This window comes from Marilutibacter maris (assembly GCF_006546735.2).
In the GTDB taxonomy this organism is placed as follows: domain Bacteria; phylum Pseudomonadota; class Gammaproteobacteria; order Xanthomonadales; family Xanthomonadaceae; genus Marilutibacter; species Marilutibacter maris.
Genome location: NZ_VICD02000002.1, coordinates 22,412 through 31,057, shown reverse-complemented (window position 1 = coordinate 31,057; position 8,646 = coordinate 22,412). Strand labels below are relative to the sequence as shown.

At 69.8% G+C, this 8,646-nt stretch carries 8 protein-coding genes and 1 pseudogene; 5 read left to right on the top strand and 4 right to left on the bottom strand.

What is annotated here, in order from left to right; genetic code table 11:
• Window positions 1–65 precede the first annotated feature (65 nt).
• Together FKV24_RS00185 and FKV24_RS00180 are read right to left on the bottom strand one after the other, a co-directional pair.
• Window positions 66–644 carry an RNA polymerase sigma factor gene (locus FKV24_RS00185; RefSeq protein WP_223250130.1) on the bottom strand — a complete coding sequence of 193 codons (579 nt, stop codon included), beginning with the start codon at window positions 642–644 and terminating at the stop codon, window positions 66–68.
• A 23-nt stretch (window positions 645–667) separates the two neighbouring features.
• Complete coding sequence (locus FKV24_RS00180; RefSeq protein ID WP_141480734.1) at window positions 668–868, bottom strand: hypothetical protein; 201 nt, start codon at window positions 866–868, stop codon at window positions 668–670.
• Between the two features lie 153 nt (window positions 869–1,021).
• Here FKV24_RS00180 and FKV24_RS00175 point away from each other — a divergent pair, with 153 nt between their 5' ends.
• Both FKV24_RS00175 and FKV24_RS00170 read left to right on the top strand, forming a co-directional pair.
• Window positions 1,022–1,336, top strand: a complete 315-nt coding sequence (locus tag FKV24_RS00175; protein WP_111267126.1) for an NAD(P) transhydrogenase subunit alpha part 2 — start codon at window positions 1,022–1,024, stop codon at window positions 1,334–1,336.
• On the top strand, window positions 1,333–2,754 hold the full coding sequence (locus FKV24_RS00170) for an NAD(P)(+) transhydrogenase (Re/Si-specific) subunit beta (RefSeq protein WP_111267125.1): 1,422 nt from the start codon (window positions 1,333–1,335) through the stop codon (window positions 2,752–2,754). The genes FKV24_RS00175 and FKV24_RS00170 overlap by 4 nt, the downstream gene beginning before the upstream one ends.
• 27 nt (window positions 2,755–2,781) lie before the next feature.
• Here FKV24_RS00170 and FKV24_RS00165 read toward each other — a convergent pair whose 3' ends face one another.
• Window positions 2,782–3,297 carry a hypothetical protein gene (locus FKV24_RS00165; RefSeq protein WP_141480733.1) on the bottom strand — a complete coding sequence of 172 codons (516 nt, stop codon included), beginning with the start codon at window positions 3,295–3,297 and terminating at the stop codon, window positions 2,782–2,784.
• 189 nt (window positions 3,298–3,486) lie between these two features.
• On the opposite strand from FKV24_RS00165, the gene pdxR reads away from it, so the two are divergent.
• The gene (pdxR, locus tag FKV24_RS00160) at window positions 3,487–4,965 is read left to right on the top strand and encodes a MocR-like pyridoxine biosynthesis transcription factor PdxR (RefSeq protein ID WP_249040847.1); all 1,479 of its coding nucleotides are present in this window, start codon (window positions 3,487–3,489) and stop codon (window positions 4,963–4,965) included.
• A 46-nt stretch (window positions 4,966–5,011) separates the two neighbouring features.
• Here pdxR and FKV24_RS00155 read toward each other — a convergent pair whose 3' ends face one another.
• Window positions 5,012–5,473, bottom strand: a complete 462-nt coding sequence (locus FKV24_RS00155) for a hypothetical protein (protein ID WP_141480732.1) — start codon at window positions 5,471–5,473, stop codon at window positions 5,012–5,014.
• 177 nt (window positions 5,474–5,650) lie between these two features.
• On the opposite strand from FKV24_RS00155, the gene sufT reads away from it, so the two are divergent.
• Together sufT and FKV24_RS00145 are read left to right on the top strand one after the other, a co-directional pair.
• Window positions 5,651–6,208: a putative Fe-S cluster assembly protein SufT gene (gene sufT / locus FKV24_RS00150; protein ID WP_141480731.1), complete on the top strand. Its 558-nt coding sequence runs from the start codon at window positions 5,651–5,653 to the stop codon at window positions 6,206–6,208.
• 678 nt (window positions 6,209–6,886) lie between these two features.
• Window positions 6,887–8,638, top strand: a pseudogene (locus tag FKV24_RS00145) (S8 family peptidase); the annotation flags it as partial.
• Window positions 8,639–8,646: the final 8 nt, after the last annotated feature.

Genomic DNA, 8,646 nt, shown 5'->3' with positions numbered 1-8,646 from the left:
GTCGAAGCCGGCCTCATGCGCGTGCCCGAGGGGCTCGGGTCCGCTTGGGTTGTCGTGCGTGGCGGTCATCGCCAGTCCTCCAGTTTCCGTTGCAGGGCCTCGCGGGCCCGCGACAGGTGTGTCTTCACCGCGCCTTCGCTACAGCCCATCGCCCGCGCGGTCGTGGCGACGTCGAGTTCCTCCAGCACGCGCAGGGAGAACGCTTCGCGCTGGCGGGCCGGCAACGTCGCCAGTGCCGCCGACAGTTGCGCGTAGCCCTCGCTGCCGTCGTGGGCGCGCGACGGGTCCGGACCGTCGTCGGCCCAGTCGACCGCGCTGCCGTCCTCGTGGCGCGGCTCCGGCGACAGCCAGCCGAGCCGGAAACGCCGACGCCGCTGGATGTCGATGATCCGCCGCCTCAGGATGCTCCAGAACAGCGGCGTCCATTCCCCGGCCGGGCGGTCCTGGTAGCCCAGCATCTTCATCATCGCGTCCTGCACCGCGTCCAGCGCGTCCTCGCGCTGACGCAGGCCCGCCTCGGCGAAGCGGAACGCACGGGTGCCGATGCCGGCCAGGAACTGCTCCAGCGACGCCGGCCGTTCCGGGACGGCCGGTTCGGCGGCGGGGCGCTCCGGGTCTGCGCTGGCGTCGGGTTCGGTAGCCACGCGTTGCAGCATACGGCGTCGGCTCAGTAGCGGCGGTTCCAGCGGCGGTCATGGCGATCGCCGCGCCGGTCCAGGCGCGCGTCGACGCGGTCGCCGCGGGTGTCGAGCTTCCGTTCGATGCGGTCACCGTGGCGTTCGACACGGTCGCCGTGGTCGCCGGCCTGTGCGCCGGCGCCAGCCAGCAGCAGCGCACCCGGCAGGACGATGGACAGCAGCTGCTTCATCACGGTTTCCTCGCTTGGCAGGTTGGCCCTGCGCGGAATACAACGCCCGCGGCGGGCTCCGGTTGACAGCCTACGGGTGCCACTGGACGGGGCCGGTTCATCGGCGGTTATGATGCCGGTGTCGATGACCGACCTTGGCGTGGGGGATGGACGATGGGTGACGGGTTCGTGGCGCTCTACATCTTCATGTTGGCGGCGATTGCCGGCCACGTGATCATCTCGCGGGTGCCGGTGATCCTGCACACGCCGTTGATGTCCGGTTCCAACTTCATCCACGGCATCGTGCTGATCGGCGCGATGGTCGTGCTCGGCCATGCCGATACCACCCTGGAGAAGGCGATCGGCTTCGTCGCGGTGCTGCTGGGCGCCGGCAACGCCGCCGGTGGCTACGTGGTGACCGAGCGGATGCTGGAGATGTTCAAGAGCAGCCGCAAGCCCGGCGGTGGCCAGGGCGGAGGCAAGGCATGAGCGCGCAGGTGCTGCTGGCGTCGGCCAGCTATTTCGTCGCCGCGACCCTGTTCCTGCTCGGCCTGCAGCGCATGGCCTCGCCGATGACCGCGCGCAGCGGCATCCGCTGGGCCGGCTGGGGCATGATCATCGCCACCGCGGCGACCTTCCTGCTGCCGGACCTGCACAACCTCGGCCTGATCGTGACCGCGCTGGTGCTGGGCACGGTGCTGGCCTGGGTCTCGGGCAAGAAGGTGGCGATCACCGACATGCCGCAGATGGTCGCGCTGTACAACGGTATGGGCGGCGGCTCGGCGGCGGCGATCGGCGCGGTGGAGCTGCTCAAGTACAGCGGGATGGCGGCGGCGCTCGGCGTCGCATCGGCATCGGCGGTCGGGGTCTCGAAGGTGACCCTGACCCTGGCGGTGCTCGGCTCGGCGATCGGCGCGGTGTCGCTGTCGGGCTCTGTGATCGCCTGGGCCAAGCTCGACGGTCGGCTCGACAAGCGGGTGATGTTCCCGGGCCAGCAGGCGTTCAACCTGCTGGTCGCGGCGGCGCTGGTGGTGCTCGGCGTGCTCGCCGCGACCACGCTGTCGACCCCCTGGATCGTCGCCTTCTTCGGGGTCGCGCTGGCGCTGGGCATCCTGATGACCCTGCCGATCGGCGGCGCCGACATGCCGGTGGTGATCTCGCTGTACAACGCCTTCACCGGTCTGGCGGTGTCGTTCGAGGGCTATGTGCTCGGCAACGAGGCCCTGATCATCGCCGGCATGATGGTCGGCGCGGCCGGCATGCTGCTGACCCGGCTGATGGCCAAGGCGATGAACCGGCCGATCCGCAACGTGCTGTTCGGCAGCTTCGGCGCCGGCGGCCCGGCGCAGGAGATCAGCGGCTCGCAGAAGCCGATCGAGGCCGGCGACGTCGCCGCGATGATGGCCTTCGCCGAGCGGGTGGTGATCGTGCCCGGCTACGGCATGGCGGTGGCCCAGGCCCAGCACAAGATCTGGGAGCTGACCCAGAAGCTGACAGAACGCGGGGTCAAGGTGAAGTTCGCGATCCACCCGGTCGCCGGACGCATGCCCGGGCACATGAACGTGCTGTTGGCCGAGGCCGGGGTGCCGTACGACCTGATCGCCGACATGGACGACATCAATCCCGAATTCCCCAACACCGATGTGTCGCTGGTGATCGGCGCCAACGACGTGGTCAACCCGGTCGCCAAGACCGATCCGGCCAGTCCGATCTACGGGATGCCGATCCTCGACGTCGCCGCGTCGCGGAACACCATCGTGATCAAGCGCGGCAAGGGTACCGGCTTCGCCGGCATCGAGAACGCGCTGTTCTACGCCGACAACACCCGCATGCTGTACGGCGATGGCGCGGAGATGGCCAGTGCCCTGGTCAGCGAGCTGAAGGCGCTGGACGGCGGCGGTCACTAGCGGCGCCGATGGTCGCCCGCGCGGCGGTCATTCGCGCGCGGGCGCCAGGCACAACTCGCCGCTGAGCTCGGTGGTCACCTCGCCGGCCGGGGTCTTGCTGCCGCTGACGAAAAAGTGCCCGCTGGCGCCCTGGAAGCGGCCGCTGCCGCGCTCGACCCGCTGGTAGGCGGTGACCACGGCCGGGTCGGTGATCCCGGTTTCGCGCATGTACAGGGTGCCGTCGGCGGTGCGGTACTCGAACGCGCCGCTGTAGGAGATGAAACCCGGCGCCGCCGATGGGCCCGGTGCCCAGCCGTCGGAGGCGAAGTGGGTGCTGCCGTTGAGCCCGTGGTTGCCGTCGACCTCGCCGAGGAAGCACGAGTCCAGACCGGCGTTGCAGCCCTCGTTGCTGCGGAATTCGGACAGCTTGGCATGGATGCGCTTGCAGGCGCCGTTCGCGGGGGCCGCGACCGCCACCGCGGAGACGGCCAGGGCGACGGCGGGCAGGGCAAGCCGTAAAAGAGGGTGCGGCACTCGCGAACGGGCGGGCTGTGCTGCCTGCATCGGAAGCTTCCTGGATCGGGGTGTGATGGCGCGGACCGGCAGTGGGGGAGGGGCGGGTTCGTGGTCAGACTGGGACCTGGCATTGGTTCCATCAAGAGCCCAAGACTGATATTTTTCAGGTGCCAATTGTTGCGCCCGTCACATTGCCCGCCGAGGCGCGTGACCTGCCGACCGATCAAGGAGTCGCCCTTGCTTTTGCATCTGCAGATGGATGGACGTGGCCCCCTGCACGCGCAGCTGACCCGTGCGTTGAAGGCGGTCATGCTCGATGGCCGCATGGGTGCCGGCGAGCGGCTGCCGCCGACCCGGTTGTTGGCGCGGGAGCTGGAGGTGTCCCGCAACACCGTGCTCGCCGCCTACGAACAATTGCAGGCCGAGGGCTTCCTGCATGGACGGGTGGGGTCCGGCAGCTTCGTCGCCCCCGGCCTGCAGGCACCGCCGGAAGCGGGCGACGGGGGTGCGACCGGCGAGCGCGTCGCCGTCGCCGATGCGCTGCCGCCGCAGTCGGCCTATGCCGGGCGCGCGCGCCGCTTCCACGACCATGCCCGCATCCCGGGGCGCACCGTGCCCGGCACCCGCTACGCGTTCCAGTACGGAGTGCCGATGACCAATCCGGCGCTGACCAGTGCCTGGGCGCGGGAGCTGTCGCGGGCCGCCAGCTACACCCGGCCCCACTATCCGCCGACCCAGGGGCTGCCGGAGCTGCGCGAGGCGGTCGCCGGCTATCTGGCGCGCCGTCGCGGTGTGCAGGTGTCGGCCAGGGACGTATTGATCGTCAACGGCACCCAGCAGGCGATCGCGTTGACCGCGCGGGTCCTGCTCGACCCGGGGGGCGCGGCGGCGATCGAGGAGCCGCAGTACTTCGCGATCCGCGAGGTGTTGCAGATCCATGGCGCGCGCCTGCAGCCGGTGCCGGTCGACGGCGAGGGGCTGCGGGTGGAGGCCCTGCCGGTGCCGGCGCCGCGGCTGGTTTGCGTGACGCCTTCGCACCAGTTCCCGACCGGGGCGGTGCTGTCGCTGGCACGGCGGCAGGCGCTGCTCGACTACGTCCACGCCCACGACAGCTGGATCTTCGAGGACGATTACGACGGCGAGTTCCGTTACGACGCGCGTCCGCTGTCGGCGCTGCGCTCACTGGACCGCCATGGGCGCGTGGTCTACGTCGGCAGCTTCTCCAAGGTGATGTTCCCGGCGCTGCGACTGGGCTACCTGGTGATGCCGCCGGGGCTGCGCCGGGACTTCATCAACGCCAAGTGGGCCGAGGATTTCGGCTCATCGGCGGTCGAGCAGGCGGCCCTGGCCCGTTTCATCGAGGACGGCGGCTTCGAGCGCCACCTGCGGCGCACCGGCAAGGCGCTGAGGGAGCGCCGGGCGGCGTTGTTGCGGGGGCTGCGCGAACGGCTGGGCGAGCGCATCGAGATCGCCGATTCCAATGCCGGCATGCACCTGCTCGCCTGGCTGCGCGGCGCCAGCCTGGAGCAGGGCGAGCGGCTGATCGAGGTCGCCGCCAGCCGCGGCCTGGGCCTGCATCCGATCGCGCCGTTCTACCTGGAGCCGCCGCGACGGCCGGGCCTGCTGATGGGCTATGCCGGCATGCCGCTGGCCGACATCGATCCGGCGTTGCGACTGTTCGGCGAGTGCATGGACGCGGTGATTCCGGCCCGCTGAGCCGCGGTTGCCCGCTGTTTACGGGGACGGCCTTTACGGGGACGGCTCAGCGCGAGGCGAGCAGTGCGATCGCGGCGGCGAGCGCCAGACAGCCCAGGTCCCAGGGGCCGTTGGAGAGCGTGGCCAGGGTCCAGGCGTGGTGGACGCCGAGCCGGACCGCGGCCTCGAACGACGACATTCCGAGCTGGCTGCCGATCGACGAGGAGAACGTGAGCCACTGCACCGCGATCGCCACCAGCGCGGTCGCGCCCAGCCCGAGCAGGGCGCGGAAAATACCGGGCCGCCAACCGCCGAAGCGCAGCATCCACGCCACATCGAGCGCCACCACCACGGCCATCCAGCCGTGCAGGCTCTCGGTGTACAGGTTCACCTTCACCCAGGCCATCGTCAGCGCGACCATGCTCAGCAACAGCAGGGGGCCGCCGTGCAGCCGCAGGAACGGAGGGCGGCGGTCCGTCGTAGGGGACGCGCCCGCGACCGCGCGCTCGGAAGGCTTCTCAGACGGCATCGTATCGGTGCTGGCGGACATGGAACGGGCGGGGGCACATAAGCCTCACAGCATACCGGAGGACGGCCCGCGCCCCGACCCCTGCCGCCCGCATCCGCCGCGAAGCGGACGCGGGACGCTCCGCCCCGGTAAAATGAACACCCTTGCCTCCCGTACCGGCACCCCAATCTTTCCGGCATGTATTCCCGAAGCAGCGAACCCGTGCGCCTGGAGCGCGACTGCGCCGCCGTCCTGGTCCCCCAGGGCGAGCACGTCAACCTGCCCGCGGGCAGCATCGGCTATATCACCCAGGCGCTTGGAGGCAGTTACACGGTCTTCATCGAGGGCAATCTGTTCCGCGTCGCCGGCAAGGACGCGGACGCGCTGGGCAAGGAACCGCCGCCGCCGCTGGAGCTGCCGGACGATGCCGACGACGAGGCGGTGGAGCGTCTGGTGTGGCAGCAGTTGCGCACCTGCTTCGATCCCGAGATTCCGATCAACGTGGTCGACCTGGGCCTGATCTACGAGGCGAGCGTGAAGCCGCACGATGAGGACCGGGGGCAGCGACGGATCGAGGTCCGGATGACCCTGACCGCACCGGCCTGCGGCATGGGCGACATCCTGGTCGACGATGTGCGCAGCAAGCTGGAGATGATCCCGACCGTCGCCGAGGCCGACGTCGAACTGGTGTTCGACCCGCCGTGGAGCCGCAACATGATGTCGGAGGCCGCCCGGCTCGAGACCGGGATGCTTTGACGCCCCGCCGCGGCTGCCGCCTCCCGGACCTGTCGCCGGCGTGTCGGCGATCCCCGCGTCCGCCGCGGGGCTGATCGCGCACGCGTGACGCGGCAGCGGCGGCACCGGCGGCGTCCCGCTCCTTGTCTCGACTTCCTCTTGGCTGGCTGTTGCCGGTCCCGCGCGCGCGCCTGTCGTGGGGGCGGCCGCGGTCGTGAGGGGCCGTGTGCGCCCGTCGGGCGCTCTCATGGCGCGGCTCCGGTGGCGGGTGCGGTGCGCCGGCGATTCAGCCGAGGATATTCGAACCATCTCGTCGGGATCTTCAGGTTTTTCTCCTCTCTTTTTCAGATTGGCGACAGATCACGGGCCGATCATCCCTGGGTCAACATCAATTTGTGATCTAAGTCACATATCTACAATCTCTTCCCGATCGAGGTAGGGGGGCGTTGCTTTGCCGACGTTGGCGATTCTGGGTCGTGTGAATCCGGCCTGACTCGCGGCGGTGCCGGCTGCCCGGGTGTGTTGTAACGACATCCGTTCGTCCAGGCCGTTCCGGGCGTCAGCGCCCGCAAACGGACATCGAAGCCCCCGGGTGTCGCCCGCCGCGCATTGCGCGGTCCGGCAGTTGTTTCCATCCGTTGTCCGGCAGGCGCCGGCGGCGCACACAACAACGCTACTTTTTTTGGGGGTTACACCAACATGCCACGCAAAGATCGGTCCATCCGCCTGAATGCCATTGCGGCAGCCACGGTGATCGCACTGTCCTCGTCGTTCGCCGTTTCGGCCGCCGAGCGGGTCAACATCGCCACCGTGCAATCGGATGGCCCGAACAACCGCTTCATCGTCAAGTACCGCGATGGCGCCTCCGCGCCGGAAGCGACCGTGCAGAGCGCGCTCAACCGCGCCGCGTCCGCGTCCGGCCTGCGTGGCCAGGGCAAGGGCCTGGGTCTGCAGCGCCTGCGCCGGATGTCGATGGGCGCCGACGTGGTCAGTGCCGACCGTCGCCTGGATCGTGCCGAGGCCGAGACCCTGATGCGCCAGATCGCCGCCGATCCGAACGTCGAGTACGTCGAGGTCGACCAGATCATGCGTCCGCTGATGACGCCGAACGACACCCACTACGCGACCTACCTGTGGGGCATGCAGGACGGCACCGGCGGCATGAGGGTCAACCAGGCCTGGGACAGCGCCGACGGCGAGGGCGTGGTGGTGGCGGTGATCGACACCGGTATCGCCAGCCACAGCGACCTCAACGCCAACATCCTGCCCGGCTACGACTTCATCAGCGATTCGTCGATGGCGCGCGACGGCAACGGCCGTGACAGCAACCCCAACGACGAGGGCGACTGGTACGGCGCCAACGAGTGCGGCGGCAGCCATCCGGCCTCCGACTCCAGCTGGCACGGCACCCACGTCGCCGGCACCGTCGCCGCGGTCGGCAACAACAATGCCGGCGTGATCGGTGCGGCCTACAAGGCCAAGGTGGTTCCGGTGCGCGTGCTCGGCAAGTGCGGCGGCTACACCTCCGACATCGTCGACGGCATCGCCTGGGCGTCCGGCGGCAGCGTCTCCGGCGTGCCGGCCAATGCCAACCCGGCCGAAGTGATCAACATGAGCCTGGGTGGCGGCGGCGCCTGTTCGTCGACCTACCAGAACGCGATCAACGCCGCGGTCGCCCGTGGCACCACCGTGGTGGTCGCGGCCGGCAACGACAACGACAACGTCGCCAACTACAGCCCGGCCAGCTGCTCCAATGTGATTTCGGTTGCGGCGACCAACAAGACCGGCGGCCGCGCCAGCTACTCGAACTACGGCTCGCTGATCGACGTGGCCGCGCCGGGTGGCGACAGCCCGGACTGCACCACCCTGATCGTGTCGACCGGCAATGCCGGCGCCACCACGCCGACCTCCGAGAACTACAAGTGCATGGCCGGCACCTCGATGGCGGCGCCGCACGTGGCCGGCGCGGTCGCGCTGATGCAGTCGGTGGCGTCCTCGCCGATGACACCGACCCAGATCGAGTCGACCCTGAAGGACACCGCGCGCGCGCTGCCGGGGACCTGCACGGGCGGTTGTGGCGCAGGCATCGTTGACGCCAAGGCCGCGGTCGATGCGGCGGCCGGCGGCACCACCCCGCCGCCGACCGGCAACGAGCTGGAGAAGGGCGTGCCGGCCACCGGCCTGTCGGCCAGCCAGGGCAACGACGTGACCTACACCATGGTCGTGCCGTCGGGTGCGTCGAACCTGAGCTTCACGATGTCCGGCGGCACCGGTGATGCCGACCTGTACGTCAAGTTCGGCAGCGCGCCGACCGACAGCAGCTACGACTGCCGCCCGTACAAGAGCGGCAACGCCGAAACCTGCAGCTTCGCCAGCCCGCAGGCCGGGACCTACCACGTCCGGGTCAAGGCCTACAGCAGCTTCTCCGGAGTCAGCCTGGTCGGCGACTACAGCACCGG

Bases quoted from the DNA above. Each gene is read 5' to 3' on its own strand.
- FKV24_RS00180 (WP_141480734.1), bottom strand. From the start codon at position 868: ATGAAGCAGCTGCTGTCCATCGTCCTGCCGGGTGCGCTGCTGCTGGCT.
- FKV24_RS00175 (WP_111267126.1), top strand. From the start codon at position 1,022: ATGGGTGACGGGTTCGTGGCGCTCTACATCTTCATGTTGGCGGCGATT.
- FKV24_RS00155 (WP_141480732.1), bottom strand. From the start codon at position 5,473: ATGCCGTCTGAGAAGCCTTCCGAGCGCGCGGTCGCGGGCGCGTCCCCT.
- sufT (WP_141480731.1), top strand. From the start codon at position 5,651: ATGTATTCCCGAAGCAGCGAACCCGTGCGCCTGGAGCGCGACTGCGCC.
- FKV24_RS00165 (WP_141480733.1), bottom strand. From the start codon at position 3,297: ATGCAGGCAGCACAGCCCGCCCGTTCGCGAGTGCCGCACCCTCTTTTA.
- FKV24_RS00170 (WP_111267125.1), top strand. From the start codon at position 1,333: ATGAGCGCGCAGGTGCTGCTGGCGTCGGCCAGCTATTTCGTCGCCGCG.